This is a genomic window from Nocardioides jishulii, assembly GCF_006007965.1.
In the GTDB taxonomy this organism is placed as follows: Bacteria; Actinomycetota; Actinomycetes; order Propionibacteriales; family Nocardioidaceae; genus Nocardioides; species Nocardioides jishulii.
Genome location: NZ_CP040748.1, coordinates 753,242 through 774,653 on the forward strand (window position 1 = coordinate 753,242; position 21,412 = coordinate 774,653).

Sequence of the window (21,412 nt, forward strand, 5' to 3'; positions counted from 1 at the left end):
CTAGTGGCGCGGCACAGCGTGACCCGACAGGCCCGACGCGTGAGGATGGTCGGGTGACGTCCGGGGCACGCGCAGGAGGAGCCGGGGCAGACACGGAGGCTGCACTGGTCGCGCGGCTGCGCGCCGCCGGCTGCGTCTTCGCCGAGGAGGAGGCGGCGGTGCTGACCGGGGCCGCCGCCGACGCGGCCCACCTGGAGACGCTGGTCGCCCGACGAGTCGCGGGGGAGCCCCTGGAGCTGGTGGTGGGGCAGGTCGAGTTCGCGGGTCTGCGGCTGCGGGTGGGACCGGGGGTCTTCGTGCCACGGCAGCGGACCACGGCGATGGTGGACGAGGCCGTGGCCCTGCTGACCGACGTCGTCCGCCCGCGGGTGGTCGACGTGTGCTGCGGGGTGGGGGCGGTGGGGTGTGCGGTCGTACGTCGCCTCGCGCACGCCGACCTGGCCATGGGCGACGTCGACCCCGCGGCCGTTCGGCTGGCCGCGAGCAACCTGGAGGCCCTCGGAGCGCCGACGGGGTGGCGGCAGCGCCTCGTCCGGGTGGGGGACCTCTTCGCTGCGGCTCCCGACGAGTGGCGCGGCACGGTGGACGTCTGCACGGCCAACGCGCCGTACGTCCCGACGCACGCCGTCGCGCTCATGCCGAGGGATTCGCGTGACCACGAGCCACTCACGGCCGTGGACGGCGGGGAGGACGGGCTCGCGGTGCACCGGCGTCTGGCTGCTGAGGCTCCGGGGTGGTTGAGGCCCGGTGGGCACCTGGTCGTGGAGGTGGGTGAGAGCCAGGTCGAGACCGTCTCGAGGGTCCTGTCGGAGCACGCTCTGTCGGCCCGTGCGGTGTGGCCGGACGACGAGGGACCGGTCGTGGTGGTCGCGACCATGACCTTCGACCCCGCGCCTCCTAGACTCAGGGCATGACCACCGACCTCGGCATCCCCCCGGTCCTCGACCCCGCCGACGCCAAGAGCGTCCTGCTGGCTGCGCCGCGCGGCTACTGCGCCGGCGTCGACCGGGCCGTGATCACCGTCGAGAAGGCGCTCGACCTCTACGGCGCCCCGGTCTACGTGCGCAAGGAGATCGTGCACAACAAGCACGTGGTCGCCACGCTCCAGGACCGCGGCGCGATCTTCGTCGAGGAGCTCGACGAGGTCCCGGCCGGCGCGACCGTCGTCTTCTCCGCCCACGGAGTTTCCCCGGCGGTGCACGCCGAGGCCGCCGAGCGGAGCCTGAAGACGATCGACGCAACCTGCCCACTCGTGACGAAGGTCCACCACGAGGCCAAGCGGTTCGCCGCCGACGACTACGACATCCTCCTGATCGGCCACGCCGGTCACGAGGAGGTCGAGGGCACGGCCGGTGAGGCGCCCGAGCACATCCAGCTCGTCGAGTCGCCGGCCGACGTCGCCGGCATCGAGGTCCGTGACCCGGCGAAGGTGGCCTGGCTCTCCCAGACCACCCTGTCGGTGGACGAGACCATGGCGACGGTGCGTGCGATCCGCGAGAAGTTCCCGCTGCTGCTCGACCCGCCCAGCGACGACATCTGCTACGCCACCCAGAACCGCCAGCTCGCGGTGAAGGAGATCGCCCAGGACGCCGACCTGGTGATCGTGGTCGGCTCGCGCAACTCCTCCAACTCGGTCCGCCTCGTCGAGGTCGCGCTGGAGGCGGGGGCGAAGGCCTCCTACCTGGTCGACTACGCCCACGAGATCGACGAGGCCTGGCTCGAGGGCGTCACGAACGTCTCCGTGACCTCCGGTGCTTCGGTGCCCGAGGAGCTGGTCGAGGGCGTGCTGGCCTTCCTCGCCGAGCGTGGCTACCCCGACGCGCGGGCCGTGCAGTCGGCGGAGGAGTCGCTGATCTTCGCCCTGCCGCCGGAGCTGCGCCGCGACATCCGCGCCGCGCAGCAGGCGGCCCAGGTCGCTGCGAACGAGTCGGCTGGTCAGGAGACCCGCTGATGGCCCGCTACCTCGACGTCCACCCGGACAATCCGCAGGCGCGCACGATCGGGCAGGTCGTCCAGGCGTTGCGCGACGACGCGCTCATCGCCTACCCGACCGACTCGGGCTACGCGCTGGGCTGCCAGCTCGGCAACCGCGACGGCCGCGACCGGATCCTCAAGATCCGTGACCTCGACGAGCGGCACCACTTCACGCTGATGTGCTCCGACTTCGCCCAGCTCGGCCAGTTCGTGCACCTCGACAACTCGGCGTTCCGGGCCATCAAGGCGGCGACGCCGGGTCCCTACACGTTCATCCTCCCGGCGACCTCCGAGGTGCCCAAGCGGTTGATGCACCCGAAGAAGCGCACCGTCGGCGTCCGCATCACCGACCACCCCGTCGTGTGCGCCCTGCTCGCCGAGCTGGGCGAGCCGCTGCTCACGAGCACCTTGATCCTGCCGGGGGAGGAAGAGGCCCGCACGATGGGGTGGGAGATCAAGGAAGAGCTCGACCACCAGGTCGACATCGTCATCGAGGCCGGCGAGGTGGATGCCCGTCCGACGACCGTCGTGGACTGGTCCGAGGGCTACCCCGTGGTGCTGCGCGAGGGTGCCGGAGACCCGACCCGGTTCGAGTGAGCCTCAGCCGTCGTCGGAGGAGAGGACTCCCCGGCGCCGGCCCTCGAGCGTGATCAGGGCGAGTGCCCATCCGGCCACCAGCGCCACACTGTGGGTGGTGAGACCGGTGACGACGGTCTGCACGACCCCGTCGTCGGCGCGGGCGACCCCCTGCGGGGCCACGAGCCCGAGCAGGATCAGGACCGTCACCAGCAGCAGCGGGGGCAGCATGGCGCCCAACGCGAGGGACGTCTGCTCCACGCGGATGGCCAGCAGCAGGCAGATGGTGATGAAGCACAGGTCGAAGAAGAGGCTGAGGTGACCGCTCAGCAGGTAGTCGACCGCCACTGCGCTGAGCACCAGCGCGAACCCGAGGGCCACCACCTGGCGCCCGGGTTCGGTTCCGTACAGCCACGACGGCTGGTCTGGGGTCACGGGCCAAAAATAGGCCACGGTCACTCTCCGGCGACACGCCGCGCCGGGATTGGTCCGTTCGCGCTCTGTTCCACCTCTCGCGCAGCACGGGCCAGATCGACGTCCAAGGGGTCCGGATCGTTGTTGTCGAGGCGGTCGTCCTCGGTGAACTCAGGCGCCGCGAGCAGGCGCGGCGCGGTCTCCACCTGGGTGACCTCGGCGAGGCCCTCCTGGACGACGCCGAGGTCGCTGAACTTGCGGGCGGTCACCAGCACGCGACCCTCGAGCGACCCGACCGCACTGTTGTAGGACTGCACGGCGGAGGTCAGGCTCCGGCCGACCTTGGAGAAGTGGGTGCCCATCGTCGCCAGCCGCTCGTGGAGTTCGCGGCCCAGGCGCTGCACCTCGGCCACCTGTGCCGCCACGGTCTCGTGGCGCCAGCCGTGCGCCACCGTGCGCAGCAGTGCGATCAGCGTGGTGGGAGTGGCGAGCACGACGTTGCGGGCCGCGGCGTACTCCAGGAGGTCGCGCTGGGTGTCCAGCGCCACGGAGAGGAACGCCTCGGCCGGGACGAACATGACCACGAAGTCGGGGGTCTCGGTGAGCGCCTTCCAGTAGGCCTTCGCGCCGAGCTGGTCGACGTGCGTACGCACCTGACGCGCGTGCCGGACGAGGTGCTCGCCGCGACGGGCGTCGTCGTCCGCTGCGGCCGCGTCCAGGAACGCGTCGAGCGGCACCTTGGAGTCGACGACGACCTGACGCCCGCCGGCCAGGTTGACCACCAGGTCGGGACGCTGGACGCCGTCGTCGAGGCGGACCTGCTCGGAGAAGTCACAGTGGTCGACCATCCCGGCCAGCTCGACGGCGCGCCGCAGGTGCATCTCGCCCCACTGCCCCCGCACCTGCGGCTTGCGCAGGGCGGTGGCCAGCGAGGCGGTCTCGCGCCGCAGCGTCTCGGTGGTCGAGCGCATCGACTGGACCTGGGCGTTGAACTCGCCCTGCCACGTCGCGCGGTCGTGGTCGATGAGGCGCAGGTGCTCGGCCAGCCGGTCGAGACCCTCCTTGACCACGGCCTGGTCGCCGGAGCGTGCTTCGAGCACGGCGTCGGACTGGGCCCGCAGCTCCGCGCGCAGCGCCTCGGCCTCCTCGCCGCCTGCGGGCGAGTGGGCGCGCGCCCAGAGCCAACCGATCAGGCCTCCCAGGGCGAGACCCAGGAGGAGGCCGACCAGCAGCGTCACCAGCGTGGAGATGTCCATGGGCCGATCATGGCCCCGGGCACCGACAGTTCTGCGGAACCTCGCTCAGAGGTCGACGTCGGCGATCACCGGCGCGTGGTCGCTGGGCGTTCCCTCGCCGATCGCGGGGTTGCGCTCGTCGACGTCGATGAAGGCGTGGGTCACCTTCGCGGCGACCGAGGGGGAGCCGAGGATGAAGTCGATGCGCAGGCCGCGGTTGCGCTCGAAGCGCTGGCGGTAGTAGTCCCAGTAGGTGTAGACGTCCGGGCCGGGGGCGTGCGGGCGTACGACGTCGACGTAGCCGTCCTCGAGGAACGCGTTGAACGCCGCGCGCTCCGGCGGGGTCACGTGGGTGGAGTTGCGGAACTGCTTCGGGTCGAACACGTCCTCGTCGGTGGGGCACACGTTCCAGTCGCCGACCAGCACGGTGTCCTCGGTGAGCCACGGCTGGGCCTGCTCGCGCAGCCGGGCGAGCCAGTCGAGCTTGTAGACGTAGTGCGGGTCGTCGGGCTTGCGGCCGTTGGGCACGTAGAGCGACCAGATCCGCAGGCCACCGCAGACCGCACCGATGGCACGAGCCTCCTGGGCGGCGGGCTCACCGAAGCCGGGCATCGTGTCGAAGCCGACCTGCACGTCCTCCAGACCGACTCGGCTGATCAGGGCGACGCCGTTCCACTGGCTGAAGCCCGCTGCGGCGACCTCGTAGCCGCGCGACTCCAGGCCCATCAGAGGCAGCTGCTCGACCTTCGCCTTCGTCTCCTGCACTGCCAGGACGTCGATGTCATGACGGTCGAGGAAGGCCTCGACGCGGTCGATACGGGTCCGGATGGAGTTGACGTTCCAGGTCGCGATGCGCACCCGTGGAGTGTAGGTGAGCGCCCTCGGCCACCGGAGATGAGTAGGTGCCCCCATGCGTGCCCGCGCCGCCGTCGCGAGGGTGGGTGGAGCGCACCGTCCGGGTGCGCAGCGCAGCGACAGGTGGAGTGGCGATGATCCTTGATGACCTGCTCGGTACGTCCGGCCGCGAGGCGTTGCTCAGCGGCGACGAACGAACGCTGCTGACGGCGACGCGCGGCGCTGCTGTCCTGGGCGCGACGCTCGTCGTGCCGGGCGCCGTCATCCTGGTGCTGGTCCCGCTGCTCACTGGAAGTCTCTCGGTGGACGCGGGTGCAGGGGGTGCTGGACTCGTCGTCGGTGGAGGACTGTGGGTGCTGACCCAAGGACTCGTCGCACGCTGGATCCAGGGCCGGGACTCCGGAACGCTGCTGCTGGCCGCCGGATGTGTGGGCCCCGCCGCGGTGGCGGGGTTCGTCGGGGTCGGGGTGACCGCGGGCGTCACCTGGTCCCAGGTGCTCGCCTTCGGGGCACTCCTCACGACGCTCGTCCAGGCGGTGCTGGTCTGGCGCATGGGTCCTGAGTGGCATGGCATCGCCGACCCCGGTGGTCGCCCGGGGGCAGCCGAACTCCTGTACAGCGTGGCCCAGGTCGCGGTGGCGTTGGGCCTCCTGGTCGGCGTCTCTTCTGCGTGGGGCTTGGTCCACTACACGGCCCACCTGGACGAAGACTGGAACTTGCTCGGTGCCTGGATGGCGGGAGGGCTCGTGCTGGTGGCGGTCCTGTGGACGCTGCCGCACGCCGTCCTGCTCCTGTGGACCGGTGGAGGCTGGGGGACACGGCGCGGGATCGTGGTGGTTCTGGGCGCTGTCCCGGTGGTGGCGGTGGCCCTGTTCGCCGCGACCGTCGTGGTGCCTTGGTGGGTGCTGGGGTTCGGGTTGGTCGCGGTCATCGCCGTGCTCGAGGTCGTGCTCGGGGCGAAGCTCTGGAGTGAGCGGGCCTCGGTCAGTCGGTGAGGAACGGGCGTACGAACGTCGGCGTCGCCGATGCCGCCAGGCGTACAGCCTTCTCCTCGGGCACGTCCTCCAGCGTCACGTGCTCGTCGCCGGCGGCGGTCGTGGCGACCAGCGTCACGAGCCCGAGGCGGCGCTGGAAGATGTTCTGCTGCACGGCCCAGCCGATGATGCCGTCGATCTCCAGGACCGTACGCCGTCGCGCGGTGACGCCGTGGCCGGCGACCAGGTGGTCGTCGGTCAGGGCGTGGCCGAGGTGGGCGTAGGCGAGCTCGGCGAGCACGACGGCGATCGGGATCCAGACCAGGGCCGGGGCGAGGAACCACCACAGCGGGGCGCTGGTGTCGTTGAGGGGAAGGATGACCTGGTGGATGCCCACGCCGATCGCGGCGAGGAAGAGGGTCGTCCACTGCTGGGCCACGTGGCGTCGCCGGCGGGCCGCGGGTCCGTGCTGGGTGAGCAGCACCCGCATGGGGTGTTGGTCTCCGAGCACCTGGCCGGCGACGCGCTCGGCCACCGGAGTGGGGCACTGCGGGAGGATCTTGGTCGTGCCGCCCTCGCCGACGCCGGTCGCCAAGGTGGCCAGCTCGGCACCGTTGACGACGCGCATCAGCAGCGGCTCGATGATCTCGATCCCGCGCACGCGCTTCTCCTCGACGCTGATCGATCGAGTCGAGAGAAGGCCCGCGGACATGTGCAGGGAGCCGTGGCTGCGGGTCAAGGTGAGGCCGAACCACTGCACGACGTAGCCGGCGATCGAGATGAGGAGCCAGAGCACGACGCCGCCGATCACGGCCGCGACGACGAGGACGGCGACCCCGAACGCGAGCAGCGACTCCTTGGTCCGTTCGACGTCGCTCGGGTCGATGTCGACCTCGAAGTCGCTGGCGAACTGCCCCAGGAAGCCGATGGCTGCGGCGACGATCGCCAGCCGCGCCACGTTGAACGGGGCGAAGCGGACCCAGCTCCACCGGAAGTGGGCCAGCTCCTCGGCCGGCTCGTCCGGGGAGTCCGGGACTTCGGTGGGGACGCCTGCCTCGGCAGGGGCTGTCTCGTCGGCGTGCTCCGGGAGGGGCCCTGCGCTGGTCGCGGCTGCGCCGCGCTGGGTGAGCAGAAGGCGACGCAGCTCCTCGGCGCGCTCGGTGGTGACCGCGTCCAGCACGATCCGTTCGTTGTCGACGCCGGTGCCGATCTGCACCTTGCGCATGCCCAGGACGCGGTGCAGCACGGTGGCCTCGAGGTCGACACTGCGTACGCGGTCGAGCGGTGCCGTCTGGGTCGACCTGTTCAGGACCCCGTGTCGGAACTGCAGCTGTGACTCGGTGATCCGGTAGCGCGTCGTGAACCACGGGATGAGGCCGAGGAGCGCGGCGAACGCCGCGACGACGGGGACGCCCACGACGACCCAGATCCCGCCGAAGTTCGAGGCGCCGAGCGCAACGGCGATGAGGGGCACGATCGCCTGGCGCAGCGCAGCGATGGGGTCGAGCAGGAGCTTGCGCTTGTCGAGGCGCAGCCAACCGTCGTCGTCGGAGATGGTCACCCACGGGGAGGGAGACGTCGCCGTGGGCAGGGTGGGAGCCATCGGCCGGGGCGTCGGGGGAGTGTCTGTGGGAGAGGAGGGCGGGGTGAAGTCGTCGCTCACGTCGCGTCGCCCTCGGTGGCCGCGGTGATGGTGGTCAGGGTCGCGACGAGCTCGCGGGCCTCGTCGGCGTCGAGGCCGACGATGTCGACGCTGCCGGCCGAGGAGGCAGTGGTGACGGTGATCGAGGCGAGGTTGAACAGGCGCATGATCGCGCCCTGCTCGGAGTCGACGGTCTGCACCCGGTTGAGGGGCGCGATCCGCGACTCGAGGTTGATCCACCCGTCGCGGGTGTGGATCGCGATGTCGTTGACCTCCCAGCGGTGCACGCGGTAGCGGATGGTCGGCATCGCGGCCACCTCGACGATGCTGGCCAGCACGATGACCACGACGATCGCCGTGGCCCACCAGGGGCGCGCGGGCACGAGGAAGTAGACGGCGAAGGTGATGGCCAGGACGATCACGGCGCCGATCGCCGCGCTCGTACGCCAGTAGGCCACCGCCCGCGGACACACGCGGTTGGCCGGCTCGCGCAGGGAGTCGTGGACGGTGCGCGGGGCGTCGTGCTCAGGCTGGATCGAGGCGTCGTTCGTCACGTCGGAGAGACTGCCACATGCGGCCGACGACGACTCGGCAAGAGCCTCGCTCGCGGTCCTTCCCGGCACATTCTGAGCAGCACGATGCGAGTCGTTGCAACGCACGAAAGCGCAACTCCGAAGTCTGGTGCCACGAGGCGGCGCGGAGTTTCACTCGAATTCCCATCGTCGTTCCGCAGAGGAAGAAACCATGCACTTCCGAAGGATCACCGCCACCGTCGCGGCCACCGCCGCCGCAGGGGCCATGGCACTGGCCGCCACCCCGGCCCTCTCCGCTTCCAAGGGCTTCGCCGCCGAGGACAAGGCAGCCCCGTCGTTCAAGAAGTACGTGAAGCAGGTGCACCGCGACGCCGACGGGCAGTTCATCGTCAACGGCGACGAGCCGATCGCGGGACGCCGCGCGCTCAAGTCGTACTACTTCTCGATGACCGGCAAGAAGCTCAGGGCGCAGCGCACCAACGCGCAGACGACGAAGCGTGCGCTCGTAGGGACCCGCGACCAGGGCCTCATCATCAACCGCTACGGAGGCCGCGACGACAAGTGGTCGGCGACCACCGCGCGCAACCTGACGTACTGCGTCAGCACCCGCTTCGGCACGCGCCAGTCGACCATCATCAACGCGATGGCCAACGGTGCGGCGATCTGGGAGGGCGCCTCCTCGGGCGTCAACTTCGTCTACGTCTCGTCGCAGAACGCCAACTGCACCACGAGGAACACCAGCGTGGTCTTCTCGGTGGAGCCGACGACCACGTCGTCCTACATCGCTCGCGCGTTCTTCCCGAGCAGCTCCAAGAGCTCGCGCAACATCTTGGTGAACGCCACGTCGCTGGTGAACTCCGGCTCGTGGACGCCGGCCAACATCATGGCGCACGAGCTCGGCCACACCCTCGGCTTCCGCCACGAGCACACGCGGCCCGAGGCGGGCACCTGCTTCGAGGACAACAACTGGCGGGCGCTGACCCCGTACGACAACCGTTCGATCATGCACTACCCCCAGTGCAACGGGGGGTCGAGCAACCTGACGTTCTCGTCGTACGACCGCACCGGAGTGCGTGCCGTCTACGGCAGCTGACCGACGTCAACGCACACCGCACCAGGGCCCATGCGGGCCTGTGATTTAGAGGGCCACGGTCGCCGGACCTAGACTCGGCGACCGTGGCCCTCACCATCGGAATCGTCGGACTTCCCAACGCTGGCAAGTCGACCCTCTTCAACGCCCTGACCAAGAACGACGTGCTCGCGGCGAACTACCCGTTCGCGACGATCGAGCCCAACGTCGGCGTCGTCGGCGTGCCGGACGAACGTCTCGCCAAGCTGGCCGAGATCTTCGGGTCGGAGAAGATCCTCCCGGCCACGGTCGAGTTCGTCGACATCGCCGGCATCGTCCGCGGCGCCTCGCAGGGTGAGGGACTGGGCAACAAGTTCCTCTCCCACATCCGCGAGTCAGCCGCGATCTGCCAGGTGACCCGCGTCTTCCGCGACGAGGACGTCACCCACGTCGACGGTGAGGTCAACCCGGGCAACGACATCTCCACGATCCAGACCGAGCTGATCCTGGCCGACCTGGAGACCGTCGAGAAGTCGGTCATGCGCCTCGAGAAGGAGTCGCGCAAGAACAAGGAGCTCGTCGCCAACCTCGAGGCCGCCAAGGCTGCCCAGGAGGCGCTCGAGGCCGGTACGCCGATCATCGCGACCGACATCGACCGCTCGCTGCTGCGTGAGCTCTCGCTGCTCACCGCGAAGCCCTTCATCTACGTCTTCAACTGCGACGCCGACGAGCTGCACGACGAGGAGCTCAAGGCGAAGATGCGCGAGCTGGTCGCTCCCGCCGAGGCGATCTTCCTCGACGCCAAGTTCGAGTCCGAGCTGATCGAGCTCGACGACGAGGAGGCGGCCGAGTTCCTGGCCGAGGCCGGCGTCACCGAGCCCGGCCTCGAGATCCTGGCCCGCGTCGGCTTCGACACCCTCGGCCTGCAGACCTACCTGACGGCTGGTCCGAAGGAGACCCGCGCCTGGACGATCAAGAAGGGCGCCACCGCTCCCGAGGCCGCCGGCGTGATCCACACGGACTTCCAGAAGGGCTTCATCAAGGCCGAGATCGTCTCCTTCGACGACCTCGTCGCCGCGGGCACCATGGCCAAGGCCAAGGAAGCCGGCAAGGTCCGCATGGAGGGCAAGGACTACGTGATGGCTGACGGTGACGTGGTGGAGTTCCGCTTCAACGTCTGATTCGGCGCGTTTGCGCAGGTCAGAGGGGAGCGCGCCCCTGCCGGTCCGCACAGAGTCCGCAAGAAGTTCTCGCCGGAGGTGCCCAGGCGGGCGTGTTGCCGGCCCAATAGCGGCGGCGAGTCTCGAGTGGCGGTTTTGCGGGAAGGTTCGCGTGCATACCTCCCGTCGCGTCGACCCGTCGAACTTGCCGCTGATGGAGAACGGTCGATCATCGGTCGCGCCTGCCCACGTGCGACTGAGCAATCTTCTAGGCTCGGCACTACCAACGTGAGGCCGATCACGATCGCTGGATCAATCCACGTGAGGTTAGGAGGGGGATCCAGTTGGTTGGTCACGACCCGTACGACCTCATTGGGAGGCTCCGCGGCCACTTGTCGGCGCCCGATGCTCCGTTGTCCTTCCTAATGGGTGCTGGCACCTCAAGCGCGGTGAATGTTGCGCCGGTGCCTGCCGGCGGTGGGGCTCGCCCATACACGCCGCTCATCCCGGCGATTGCCGGGCTGACCGAGCAGGTGAGGAAGATGTGCGTCGATGCGGACCCGCGGTTCGAGGGCACGCGACAGTCCACGTCCCCGGACGAGTCGACCGGACGGCAGGCGCAGCACCCCGGGAATCATCGGGTCCCACGTCCGAGTCACGGACCGCAGCCTATTGCGACCAGCCGGGCGGACCCGTCCCGCAGACGATCGGTAATCGAAACGCTTCGACCTATGCCAGTGAGTCGTCGTATGCGGCTGTAAGAGTGCCACCAGCGCTTCCGGTATTCACTACGCCGACGGGTTCGATGAGCACGGCGTGGACCTCGCCGTCAGCGATTGGGCAGTGCTCAACGCCGCGCGGAACGACGAACATCTGGCCAGGACGAAGAGTGACGTCGCCATCGCGCAGTTGGATGGTCAACTCGCCGTCGATCACGAGAAACAGCTCGTCAGTGTCGTCATGGGTGTGCCACACGAACTCGCCCTTGAGCTTTACGACCTTGACCTCGTAGTCGTTCAACCGCGCCACCACCTTCGGCGACCAATGCTCGGAGAACGACAAGAACTTCCCAGCGAGGTCTATGGGTACGTTGGTCATGGGCAAGTTTGACACACACCAGGTCGGTCAGGCTCGGTCCTAAGCGGATCGGCTTGCGGAGCAGGGACACACCGAGCGCGGCGCGGTCCGCAAGTAGTCCGCAAGAAGTCCAGCTGATACCGATCCTCGCCAACGACCACCAACGCTCTGGCGCACGCATAAGCGCAGGGCAGGCCGTGTTCTCCGACTCCGACCAACGATGACCACCAACAGCCGAAACCCCGCGTGATCGTTCCGCTTCAACGTGTGAATCGCGCTTTCACAGGACAGGGGGCGACCCGGTCTGCGGGGAGTGTGTATCCCTCATATCGGGCACAAGACGCAACTGCGGGACGGACTCCGGCGAATACGTCTGAGGGTCAAGACCCCACCTCTCCCAACTGGTATCGGCCCACGCGGAGTGCCGGACTGTGAGGATCGATCCGTGGTGTCGACTCGCCGCGGTGAATCGCCGCCCTGTGGCTATGGCTGCAGCGTAGTGTCGTCCTCCATGCGGACCTGCGACTCTCATCGCATTACAGGTTGGTGGTTCCTTCCACACGCACCCGAGTTGCGCGCCCCGGGTGTCTTGACTTGGACTCCGAGCACCGGCGCGGAATTGGAACTCATCGGGGGACTGCAGGGAGGCGACCACCGGACGATGGGCGTCCCTATCGATCAAGCCGATCCGTCTGTTCTTTTGGCCAACGGGGGCACGGTCTACGGCGAGACCGCTACCGGTAAGCGGGTCACGCTCTGGGATGCCGAACGCTACAAGTACGCGGCAGACGGCGGTGGTCGGACGCAGGAGGAGTTCTGGCATTCTCCATGGGTCTGCATTGGGGCTCATCTCTTGTCCGCCGACGAAAGATCCCTGACAGGCGTTCGGATCGCTGTGGACGATCTCTACTATCTCACCGGTGACGGGCGTTTCTGTGCGCCGCAGTGGGCCCAGATCGAGGGTGTTGATCGGCCAGGCGAACAGCAGCAAGACGGGACATCCGTGTTCCCGTACATCATCCCTGTCATCGGCGGTCTCAAAGCCGACGTCGCTGTTGGGTCGACCTCTTCCGCTACCTACAGCGTGTACACCACCGCGTCGCGTCCCTGGCGCAGCAACGCGACCGAGGCCATGCCTGACCTGAAGCTCGAGCTCATGACCAATCGCACGCGCTCCGGTCCAAGCATCACCTTGAAGGTTGATGCATGGGCACGGATCGGCCCCCTCTCCTCCCCGGCCAGCGCTCGGGACCTCCTGCAGGAGACCCACCCGCTGCTTGCGTTAATGGCTCTCACGACCTTCGCGAAGGCTGGCGTGGCGTCCTTGGAGGCGACGTCAACCGTGGGCGAGGAAATCTCGCTGTTGTGTCATCTGGGACACCCTGGAAGGCCCGAATCGAGGGCGACGAGGGGGCTCGTCTTTGCATTCCACGATGTGAGCCTCGAGTCGTTCATGGTCACGTGGGATCGGCTTGGCGAAGGACCGCAAGCACGCTACGCGCGGAACATGACTATCGGGCTAATCGGGCATTCGCCCACCATGGTCGAGGAACACATTGCTCAAGTCCTGGGTGCTGCGGAGGGTTTTCACCGTTGGTGTTTGCAAGGGGGGAATAACCCGACGCTGCAGGAACGACTAATCGACCTGCATGACCGCCTTCCCGGGCAGATCCAGGCCCTGATTGGGCTAGACGAGGTAAAGGACAAGTGGGCCGACTGGGCTGTCTGGGCACGAAACAACGTTGACCATGGCGGCGCGAAGAATCACCGAGACGTAGCGGACTTCTACCACCTCAAGGTGATCGCCGACTCCGTGCGGTTAGTTACATATCTCGCCGCCCTACAGGAGTTCGACGTTCCCGGTGAGGTCATCATAGAGGCACTCCGCAATCACCCCAGGCTGAGCGTCCTTGCGAAGAGGACAGCAGAAATCGCGAACCTGCCGGCGCTGTGACGAGCTGCTCAGCTCTTTCGACAACGCCTGGTTGGTCTGGGGGCGCCCGCTCCTGGGCCTCGGCGCGGGAATGGCGCTGGCTGGGTGGACCCTCTTCGACTCGCCGGTCCTGCACATCAGCAGCGGGGGGATCAAGGTCCAGCGTCGTGGCGAGGTCCAACGGGTCATCGACCGCAGCAAGGTGTGCGATCTACCGCCGTGGGGGCACATTCGTGATCGAGACGGACGGCGGCCGCACGCTGTTCGAGGGCGACATCGAGGGTGACCGCGACGAGATCCGTGACGCCTTCGTCTCCCAGGGCTATCCGTGGGAGGGCGCACGCGAGTGAGCGCGAGCCGCCAGCGAGATATCCGTAGGCGCCTGCGGCTCGCACTGGCTACTCTGGTGCCGGTGGCTCACACCACCGACAGCACTTCCAGGTGAAGACCACCTGAATCATCGCGGAGAGGCCTGAGCACTTCAGGACACGTCCGGGGTGGGGTGCGGCGCACCAATGCGCCGACTTCATCCAGCCGATGCTCGACATCGGCCGACGAGAGGACCTGACATGTCTTCGAAGGACGAGAAGAACCTCGCCCAGGTGATCGACAAGATCGCGACGATGGACGAGCCGCAACGGTCGACGATGCAGCGTGTGCACGACATCATCGTGTCCGTCGCCCCCGACCTGAAGCCGCGGATCTGGTACGGAATGCCCGCCTATGCACTGTCGGCGAGCACGCCAGCGCTGGTGACGCTGCGCAATGACGAACGTCTGAACCTCGCCCTCACGGAAAAGGTTGAGCTCCGGCCAGCCGGGGGCGCGGACGGTGCGCTGATGCCGGCTGCCTGGTACTTCGAGACCGTGGACGAGGACACCGAGAAGCGGATCGCCGAGATCGTGCGCGCCGTGGTCTCCTGACGCCCGTCCCGCACCTGCAAGACTCCCGGTCACCCCGGTGGCCGGGAGTCTTCGCGTGGGCCGGTGCCTCGGGCCGAAACTCGTGACGAGACGTCCCAACCTTTCGCGCCCCAGTTTCCGTTGATCGGGTGAAAGGGAGGTGGACGTGTCACGAGACGACGAGTTCGGCGCGTACGTCGCAGCGCGGCGACCGCACCTGTACCGCAGCGCGTGGTTGCTCTGCGGCGACCAGCACCGCGCCGAGGACCTCGTCCAGGACGCGCTGACGAAGCTGTACCTGGCGTGGCCGCGCGTGCACCGCATGGCGAACGTCGAGGCGTACGTACGTCGAATGCTGGTCAACGGGCACATCGACGAGTCGCGCCGGCCGTGGCGCCGGGAGCACACGACGTACGAGCTCCCGGACGCCCCGGCAGCGCAGCCGCCCGGCGAGGAGGCCGACGAGCTCTGGACGGCGCTGCGTGCGCTCCCGCCGGGACAACGGCGCGTGGTCGTCCTGCGTCACTACTGGGGCCTGTCGGTCGAGGAGACCGCCGGCGACCTCAACGTCAGCGTCGGCACCGTGAAGAGCCAGACGTCCGCCGCCCTCACGGCCCTGCGCCGTGCGCTCCTGACCGAACCCGCGTCCGCCGTCACCTCGATGACCGCCACCACCCAGGGAGATGCCCGATGATCGACCACGACCAGCTCACCGCCCGGCTCCACGACCTGGGCCAACGGGCTCCGCTGCCGGCTGCCGACCCGGACCTGGACCTTCGTCGGGGCCGCGCCGCGCGTCGCCGCCGCTTGGCCCGCCGTGTTGCCGGGACCGCGACGGCGTTCGTGGTGGTGGGGGTGGCCGCGACGCAGCTTCCAGTCTTCGAGGTGTCGGGCGAGCCCGGCGGTAGCGCCCTGGCTCCCGCGTCGGAGCCTTCCGCGACGCAGCGCCAGACCCCCACCCCGGCACCGATGACGTGCGGCGACCTCGCGGCCATGGCTCGGCAGACCCCTGCTCAGCCCACCCAGACCCCGGCCCAGAAGGCGGCGCTCGCTGCCTACCGGCAGGCCGCCGCTGCGATCCTCGATCCGTCCGGCCAGCACTTCGACCACGCTGAGATCCGTCAGGGGAACGGCATCCAGTCCAAGACCTGGTGTGATCCGGTGACCGACGAGTACAGGGCGATGGCGCTCGGCACCAAGATCGGCTGGAGGGAGGGCGGGGCTCTCGGCGTGGTGCAGATCGAGGTCGTCTCTCCCCAGGACGAGGAAGGGCCACAGGCGCTTTTCCTCCACGACGGCTGGACCGCCTACGACGGTGAGCTGCCTGAGGGCGCCGCCCGAGCACGGGTGACCAGCTTCAGCGAGTCGGGAGGTGGCCACGCGGTGGTCGTCGACCGGATCGACGGGCTCGTCGTGGCAGTCGAGGCCAGCGGCGTCTTCGGCAACAACGCAGCCCCCGGAGCTGCGGCCGTCACCCGTCTGCCCGCGGTGGAACGGCTCCTGACGCTCGCGGCCAGCTCGCGGCTCACGCTTCCCCAGGGCTGACGCCCTGTGGGCGGCACGACTCTGCGATGAGCTCGGCGCACGCCTGGGGGTCGTCGATCATCGGCACGTGGCCGGTGCCGGGCAGGACGACGTGCCGGGCGCCGGGCACGATCCGCCGGGCGACGTCGCCGTTGACCTGCTGCGAGAAGATCCGGTCGTGCTCCGGCCACGCGAGCGTGATGGGGCACGGCGGCGGGTCCAGGGGCGCGATCGCCTCGGTCGTGGACAGGAGGTCCAACCCCGCGGTGCACCCCAGCAGGTCGGTCGCGGCCACGCTGGCAGCCTGCGGAGTGAGCCGGTCGCCGCGCACGGCGATGTCGCGCATGCTGAGACGTCGTACGAGGCCGGAGCGCATCGCCAGCGGCGCCACGGGTGCGCTGACCAGGGTCAGGCGTCGTACGAAGTGCAGGCGAGCACGTGACGCCTCCTGGTCGGAGGAGCCCGGGGTCCAGAACCCGGCGGGCGACAGTGCGCACACCGACCGCGCCCGACCTCGTCGGGCCAGCTCGATCCCCATCCACCCGCCGAGGCTGTTGCCGGCCACGTGCACGGTGTCGAGACCCAGGTCGTCGAGGTGCCGCTCGGCGTGGTCGGTCAGCCGAGAGACCGTCGCGCGCCCCTCCAGCAATGGGCCACCACGGTGACCCGCGGCCGTGGGGGTCAGCACCTCGAACTGCTCCGCCAGCAGCGGCGCGACCTCCGACCATGCGTTGGCGGACATCATCACTCCGTGCAGGAGCAGCAACGGTGGGTGTTCAGGCATGGCAGGTCCTCCCGTCTGTGGCAGTGGAAGCACCCTCTCCTTCATTGCTTCGCCCCGCAACCGGACCTACCGTGACTTGGGTGATGGTCCGAGACGCCACCGAGCGCGACTGGCCCGCGATCTATCCGTTCTTCAACGAGATCGTGGCCCAGGGACACTCGTTCGCCTACCCCGAGGACCTGACCGCCGAGCAGGCCCGCGGCTGGTGGATGGAGCCACCTCCGGGGCGCACCGTCGTGGCGACGGAGGGCCCGACAGTGCTCGGCAGCGCGAAGATGGGTCCGAACCGGCCGGGCCGCGGAGCCCACGTGGCCACGGCCAGCTTCATGGTCGATCCCCAGCACTCCCGCCGCGGTGTCGGCCGGGCTCTCGGCGAGCACGTCATCGACTGGGCGCGCACCAACGGCTACCGGAGCATCCAGTTCAATGCCGTCGTCGAGCTGAACGAGGCCGCGGTCCGCCTGTGGTCGTCGCTGGGGTTCCTGGTGCTCACCACGGTCCCTGAGGCCTTCGACCATGCCGACTACGGGCTGGTGGGGCTGCACGTGATGTACCTCGACCTCGGGGGCGACGACCCTGCCGACGCGGCTCCGGAGACTCCGACATCGGGCGTGGGCCGGGGTTCCGGGTCGCCCTGAAAGAGCGTTTACTCGATCACGTGGCGCCCGCCACGACGGGAGACCCCCACGAGGAGCTGGTCACCATGCGGCAAGTCGTCATGCACGCGCCCCGAGACGTACGGGTCGAGGAACGACCGGAGCCGACGATCGTCGAGCCCACGGACGCGATCATCCGCCTCACGGCGACCTGCATCTGCGGCAGTGACCTGTGGCCCTACCGCGGCGCCGACGAGGTGCAGGACGCGGTCATGGGGCACGAGTACGTGGGCGTCGTCGAGGAGGTCGGCTCCGAGGTCCGCGACGTGAAGGTGGGCGACTTCGTGGTCGGCTCGTTCTGGGCGTCCGACAACACGTGCGAGATCTGCCGCGCCGGCTACCAGGCGTACTGCGTGAACAGGGTCCCGATGGGGATGCTCGGGACGCAGGCCGAGCGGGCGCGCATCCCCCTGGCCGACGGCACCCTGGTCGCCACCCCCGGGATGCCGGACGCCGACCTCCTGCCCTCCTTCATGGCTGCCTCCGACGTGCTCGGCACGGGCTGGTTCGCGGCGGTGGCCGCCGAGGCGGGCCCGGGCAAGACCGTGGCAGTGGTCGGCGACGGTGCCGTGGGACTCCTCGCCGTCCTGGCCGCGAAGGAGCTCGGCGCGGAGCGCATCATCGCCTTCAGCCGGCACGCGGACCGCCAGGCCCTGGCACGTGAGTTCGGCGCCACCGACATCGTGGAGGAGCGCGGCGACGAAGGCGTCGCGCGCATCAAGGAGATGACCGGTGGTCTGGGCGCGCACTCGGTCGTGGAGGCCGTCGGTACGCAGGAGTCGATGATGCAGGCAATCCACTCCACCCGACCGGGTGGCCACGCGGGCTTCGTCGGTGTCTCCCACGACGTCGCCATCCCCGGTGGGGAGCTCTTCATGGCCGGCGTCCACCTCCATGGCGGACCCGCGCCCGTGCGCCGCTTCCTCCCTGACCTGGTCCAGCGCATCTGGGACCGCGAGATCGATCCCGGCAAGGTCTTCGACCTCACCCTGCCTCTCGGGGACGCCGCGGAGGGGTATCGCGCGATGGACCAGCGCGAGGCGATCAAGGTGCTGCTCACGGTGTGAGCGAGCCAGCAGCACGGGCGAGGAGAGCGGGGCAACGGGTCCATGGGCATTGACCTGACGTGGCTGGGCCACTCGACGGTGGTCGTGGACATCGACGGCGTACGTCTGGTCACCGACCCGCTCGTACGTCGTCACAACGGCATCCTGAGACGCCACGGCGACCAGCCGGCCCAGGAGTCGTGGAGGGCTGCAGACGCCGTGCTGCTCTCCCACCTGCACCACGACCACGCCGAGGTGGCCTCCCTGCGCGAGTTTGCGGGGGTCCCCGTGCTCACCGCGCCGGAGAACGCGGTCTGGGTGCGGCGCAAGGGCCTGGACGGGCGCGGCCTCGGCGAGGGCGAGTGGTTCCCGCTGGGGGCTGCCGGGGTCGAGGTCCGACTCGTGCGCGCGGTCCATGGTGCGCGGCCGATGCCGCACCGCCCCAACGCAGCCAACGGACACCTCGTACGCGGCCCGTCCGGGGTCGTGTGGTTGGCGGGGGACACCGAGCTCCACGACGAGATGGGTGATCTGCCGCGCCTCGCCGGGCGACCCGTCGACGTCGCCGTGGTGCCCGTGGGCGGCTGGGGACCGCGCCTGTCGCCCGGTCACATGGGCCCTGAGGAGGCAGCGGTCGCGTGTCGTCTCACGGGCGCCCGACACGCAGTGCCGGTGCACTGGAACACCCTGCACCTGCCGGGGGGAGACCGGGTGCCGGCGGGGTGGCTGCACCTGGCGGGGCCGCGGTTCCGCGAGGCCGTCGCCCGGGAGGCCCCGCGGTGCGACGCGGTGCAGCTCGAGCCCGGCGCCACGTTCCACCTGCCGGATGCGCCCGGCGAGGCCGGGTGAGGGCGCTGGGCCGGGGCGGGGTCAGGGCGGGGTCAGGGCGGGGGGGAGGTGCGTGCGGTGCCCGAGCCCGGTCAGGATGGCGACGAGGTGACGGTGCAGCTCGTCGCCGCCCATGACCGTCTCCGAGGGGGAGAACAGCTGCCGCGGGGCGAACACGAAGGCACGGTCCTGCCACCCCCCGAGGCCGCCGTGGCACCCGACCAACGGCTCGAACGCCGCCACGTCCATCGTGCGTGGGTCGTACAGGCTGTTGACGTAGAGCTCGGGTGCCCGTGACATGCGGGTGGCAGCGGCGAGCATGGCGGGCGCGTGGTCGCCGAGGTGGCGCAGGGGATCGATGCCCTCGACGACGCCCGTCGTCAGGTCACGACGCCCGTGCTCCCCGATCGCGACCGGACCCCGGGAGCTCAGGGCGCTCACGAACCCGATTCCGGGATGGGCGACCAACCCGGGGACGAGGTCGGGCCACCGTTGTTCGACCTCCTCGAGGAGGAGACGTTCGCCGCCGGGGACGTAGACGACGCCGACGTTGCCGCTGGCCAGGACCACCAGCTCGCCGTCGTTGGCGGAGTCGGACGCCTGCAACTTCCTGTCGACGCGCTCCGACGCGGCCCTCTGCATCCCGACGGGCGTGTGGCCACCCTCCAGGTCGCCGAGCACCGAGTCGACCCGGCCCCATCCCTCGATGCTGCCCTCGTGGCCCGTGATGGAGGAACGCGTCAGTGACCGGCACAGGTCGCTGAGGGAGAGTCCGTAGCGGGAGGTGAAGGGTTCCCCCTGTGACTGGCCGTGGTCGCTGAGGACCACGAAGTGGTAGGTCCGCGGGGCGCGCTCGCCGACCTTCTCCAGGATGTTCATGACCTGGTCGAGTCCTGTGAGCGTGGAGAGCGACTCGATGCGGGTGGCGCCTGCGTGGTGCGCGACCTCGTCGTAGTCGACGTAGTCGATGTAGATCGAGCGCGTGCCGCGCATCATCTCCTCGCTCGCCACGGTGGTGTTGAGGTCGCGCAGCAGGCCGTTGCTGAACGCCCTCAGCGCGGCGAACGTCCAGGACCGGTGGACCCTTGGCCGTACGTCCAACCTCCGCTGCCTGGCGGCCTGGACACGTTCGCGAACCAGCTCCACCAACGCGCGGACCATGCTGCGCACCAGGCCGGCGGGGTGCACCATGAAGCGCGCGAAGACTTCACGGGTGCGCCGGGAGCCGCGGGTGAGCTCCACCCGGCTCATCGTCATGGAAGCGCGCGGGGCGTCGCCGGTGAAGAGGTTGGAGATCGAGGCGCCGTCGTCGGCGAGCAGGCCGTGCCCGGTGCTGGCCCGCGACTCGATGATCACGGCGTCGCCGGGGTGGTTGGCGACGAGTACGCGGCCGAGGTCGCGGTCGTACCAGCGGAACGCCGGTACGCCGTCGGCGCTGCCGTGCAGGATGGCCTGCTGGCTGGCCGGCGTCGTGCATGGCATCTGCACGATCCAGTCGTGGAGGGCATGGCTCGACTGGTCGACCCAGCTGCGCAGCGTGGGCATCGAGCCCCCCTGCAGGGCCCACTGCATCACCTCGAAGGAGACCCCGTCGAGCTGGACGAAGACGACGCCGTCGACCTCCGGGTCGTCGATGCTGCCGGGCTTGAGCCGCAGCAGGCTCGCCGAGAAGGACTCGTCGGTGCCTGCGGTCAACACGGCCAGCAGGAGGGTGGCGAGCGCGGAGGTGAGCCAGGCGGCCGCGACGGTCCACCAGAAGGAGGAGAACGCGGCGCCGGGCACGAGCACCAGCGCCAGCTGCATCAGGAGGGCCTGGCCGAAGAGTGCGGCGAGCGCGACCGCGATCCAGCCGATGGCCGCTGCCAGGCTGACCAGGATCGGCCGGACGATCATGCCCAGCAGTCCCGTGACGCCGGACGCGATGAAGAGGGGCCACCACGACGTGTAGGTGAAGTCGCTCAGCAGCTCTGCCGCCAGGAGCCAGGCCACGAACGTCAGTCCCCATGCCAGCAACAGCCGGACGAGGTCCGCGACGACCAACCGGCCGGGGGCGGTCCGTCCGAGGCCGGCTGGCCGGCGGGGGTCCGCCGTCGCGGGAGAGCTCACCTCGACCCTCCGTTCGCGCCTGGGACGGTGGCACCGGGCCATGTGAGGTGGGCCACGCAGTTCGACTGTAGACGTAGACCCCCGCCCTGTCGTCCCTCGTGCTCGGGCACGTCCCGCCGTGGAG

22 protein-coding genes and 1 pseudogene are annotated in these 21,412 nt (G+C 69.5%); 15 read left to right on the top strand and 8 right to left on the bottom strand.

Annotated features, from left to right (window positions below; genetic code table 11):
* The first annotated feature begins 53 nt into the window (after positions 1-53).
* Genes FCL41_RS03520 through FCL41_RS03530 form a run of 3 tightly spaced genes read left to right on the top strand, consistent with a single transcriptional unit; the run spans position 54 to position 2,571 of the window.
* Entirely contained in the window at positions 54-914 is an 861-nt protein-coding gene (locus FCL41_RS03520; RefSeq protein ID WP_170970358.1) for a putative protein N(5)-glutamine methyltransferase, read from the top strand.
* Positions 911-1,951, top strand: coding sequence for a 4-hydroxy-3-methylbut-2-enyl diphosphate reductase (locus FCL41_RS03525; protein WP_137067335.1), 1,041 nt, complete (start codon positions 911-913; stop codon positions 1,949-1,951). The genes FCL41_RS03520 and FCL41_RS03525 overlap by 4 nt, the downstream gene beginning before the upstream one ends.
* Positions 1,951-2,571: an L-threonylcarbamoyladenylate synthase gene (locus FCL41_RS03530; protein WP_137067333.1), complete on the top strand. Its 621-nt coding sequence runs from the start codon at positions 1,951-1,953 to the stop codon at positions 2,569-2,571. Before FCL41_RS03525 ends, FCL41_RS03530 begins: the two co-directional genes overlap by 1 nt.
* A 3-nt stretch (positions 2,572-2,574) precedes the next feature.
* On the opposite strand, the gene FCL41_RS03535 is transcribed toward FCL41_RS03530, so the two are convergent.
* From FCL41_RS03535 to FCL41_RS03545, 3 genes are read right to left on the bottom strand one after another with little or no spacing between them, the layout of a single operon-like run.
* A complete protein-coding gene (locus FCL41_RS03535; RefSeq protein WP_137067331.1) occupies positions 2,575-2,985 on the bottom strand; it encodes a DUF6542 domain-containing protein in 411 nt (136 codons plus the stop codon).
* Between the two features lie 20 nt (positions 2,986-3,005).
* Positions 3,006-4,220: a DNA recombination protein RmuC gene (locus FCL41_RS03540; RefSeq protein ID WP_137067329.1), complete on the bottom strand. Its 1,215-nt coding sequence runs from the start codon at positions 4,218-4,220 to the stop codon at positions 3,006-3,008.
* A gap of 45 nt (positions 4,221-4,265) precedes the next feature.
* A complete protein-coding gene (locus FCL41_RS03545; protein WP_137067327.1) occupies positions 4,266-5,057 on the bottom strand; it encodes an exodeoxyribonuclease III in 792 nt (263 codons plus the stop codon).
* A gap of 131 nt (positions 5,058-5,188) precedes the next feature.
* On the opposite strand from FCL41_RS03545, the gene FCL41_RS03550 reads away from it, so the two are divergent.
* Entirely contained in the window at positions 5,189-6,049 is an 861-nt protein-coding gene (locus FCL41_RS03550; RefSeq protein WP_137067326.1) for a hypothetical protein, read from the top strand.
* On the opposite strand, the gene FCL41_RS03555 is transcribed toward FCL41_RS03550, so the two are convergent.
* Together FCL41_RS03555 and FCL41_RS03560 are read right to left on the bottom strand one after the other, a co-directional pair.
* A complete protein-coding gene (locus FCL41_RS03555; protein WP_137067324.1) occupies positions 6,039-7,631 on the bottom strand; it encodes a PH domain-containing protein in 1,593 nt (530 codons plus the stop codon). The two genes, FCL41_RS03550 and FCL41_RS03555, sit on opposite strands and share 11 nt — an antisense overlap.
* Positions 7,632-7,687: 56 nt before the next feature.
* On the bottom strand, positions 7,688-8,224 hold the full coding sequence (locus tag FCL41_RS03560) for a PH domain-containing protein (RefSeq protein WP_239021755.1): 537 nt from the start codon (positions 8,222-8,224) through the stop codon (positions 7,688-7,690).
* Positions 8,225-8,414: 190 nt separating this feature from the next.
* Between FCL41_RS03560 and FCL41_RS03565 the strand changes: the two genes are divergently transcribed.
* Both FCL41_RS03565 and ychF read left to right on the top strand, forming a co-directional pair.
* Positions 8,415-9,296, top strand: coding sequence for a M57 family metalloprotease (locus FCL41_RS03565; RefSeq protein WP_137067322.1), 882 nt, complete (start codon positions 8,415-8,417; stop codon positions 9,294-9,296).
* A gap of 83 nt (positions 9,297-9,379) precedes the next feature.
* On the top strand, positions 9,380-10,453 hold the full coding sequence (gene ychF, locus FCL41_RS03570) for a redox-regulated ATPase YchF (protein WP_137067320.1): 1,074 nt from the start codon (positions 9,380-9,382) through the stop codon (positions 10,451-10,453).
* A gap of 708 nt (positions 10,454-11,161) precedes the next feature.
* Here the strand turns inward: ychF and FCL41_RS03580 are convergent.
* Positions 11,162-11,530, bottom strand: coding sequence for a cupin domain-containing protein (locus tag FCL41_RS03580; RefSeq protein ID WP_137067318.1), 369 nt, complete (start codon positions 11,528-11,530; stop codon positions 11,162-11,164).
* 490 nt (positions 11,531-12,020) lie between these two features.
* Here FCL41_RS03580 and FCL41_RS03585 point away from each other — a divergent pair, with 490 nt between their 5' ends.
* From FCL41_RS03585 to FCL41_RS03600, 6 genes and pseudogenes are all read left to right on the top strand, one after another.
* Entirely contained in the window at positions 12,021-13,463 is a 1,443-nt protein-coding gene (locus tag FCL41_RS03585) for an ApeA N-terminal domain 1-containing protein (RefSeq protein ID WP_239021845.1), read from the top strand.
* Positions 13,420-13,635, top strand: a pseudogene (locus tag FCL41_RS17750) (YqeB family protein); the annotation flags it as partial. The gene FCL41_RS03585 and the pseudogene FCL41_RS17750, both read left to right, overlap by 44 nt.
* On the top strand, positions 13,610-13,792 hold the full coding sequence (locus tag FCL41_RS17755) for a YqeB family protein (RefSeq protein ID WP_420846562.1): 183 nt from the start codon (positions 13,610-13,612) through the stop codon (positions 13,790-13,792). The pseudogene FCL41_RS17750 and the gene FCL41_RS17755, both read left to right, overlap by 26 nt.
* 219 nt (positions 13,793-14,011) lie before the next feature.
* Complete coding sequence (locus tag FCL41_RS03590) at positions 14,012-14,365, top strand: DUF1801 domain-containing protein (protein ID WP_137067315.1); 354 nt, start codon at positions 14,012-14,014, stop codon at positions 14,363-14,365.
* A gap of 145 nt (positions 14,366-14,510) precedes the next feature.
* Positions 14,511-15,038 carry a SigE family RNA polymerase sigma factor gene (locus FCL41_RS03595; protein WP_137067314.1) on the top strand — a complete coding sequence of 176 codons (528 nt, stop codon included), beginning with the start codon at positions 14,511-14,513 and terminating at the stop codon, positions 15,036-15,038.
* A complete protein-coding gene (locus FCL41_RS03600) occupies positions 15,035-15,889 on the top strand; it encodes a hypothetical protein (protein WP_137067313.1) in 855 nt (284 codons plus the stop codon). The genes FCL41_RS03595 and FCL41_RS03600 overlap by 4 nt, the downstream gene beginning before the upstream one ends.
* Here the strand turns inward: FCL41_RS03600 and FCL41_RS03605 are convergent.
* Positions 15,870-16,652: an alpha/beta fold hydrolase gene (locus FCL41_RS03605; RefSeq protein ID WP_137067312.1), complete on the bottom strand. Its 783-nt coding sequence runs from the start codon at positions 16,650-16,652 to the stop codon at positions 15,870-15,872. The two genes, FCL41_RS03600 and FCL41_RS03605, sit on opposite strands and share 20 nt — an antisense overlap.
* An 83-nt stretch (positions 16,653-16,735) precedes the next feature.
* Between FCL41_RS03605 and FCL41_RS03610 the strand changes: the two genes are divergently transcribed.
* The 3 genes from FCL41_RS03610 (at position 16,736) to FCL41_RS03620 (ending at position 19,203) form a co-directional block, all read left to right on the top strand.
* Complete coding sequence (locus tag FCL41_RS03610; RefSeq protein WP_239021846.1) at positions 16,736-17,290, top strand: GNAT family N-acetyltransferase; 555 nt, start codon at positions 16,736-16,738, stop codon at positions 17,288-17,290.
* Between the two features lie 65 nt (positions 17,291-17,355).
* Positions 17,356-18,375 (top strand): zinc-dependent alcohol dehydrogenase family protein, encoded by a 1,020-nt coding sequence (locus tag FCL41_RS03615; protein ID WP_137067310.1) that lies wholly within the window; start codon positions 17,356-17,358, stop codon positions 18,373-18,375.
* A 42-nt stretch (positions 18,376-18,417) separates the two neighbouring features.
* Complete coding sequence (locus FCL41_RS03620) at positions 18,418-19,203, top strand: MBL fold metallo-hydrolase (protein WP_137067309.1); 786 nt, start codon at positions 18,418-18,420, stop codon at positions 19,201-19,203.
* Between the two features lie 21 nt (positions 19,204-19,224).
* Here the strand turns inward: FCL41_RS03620 and FCL41_RS03625 are convergent, their stop codons facing one another.
* On the bottom strand, positions 19,225-21,288 hold the full coding sequence (locus FCL41_RS03625; protein ID WP_170970356.1) for a phage holin family protein: 2,064 nt from the start codon (positions 21,286-21,288) through the stop codon (positions 19,225-19,227).
* Positions 21,289-21,412: the final 124 nt, after the last annotated feature.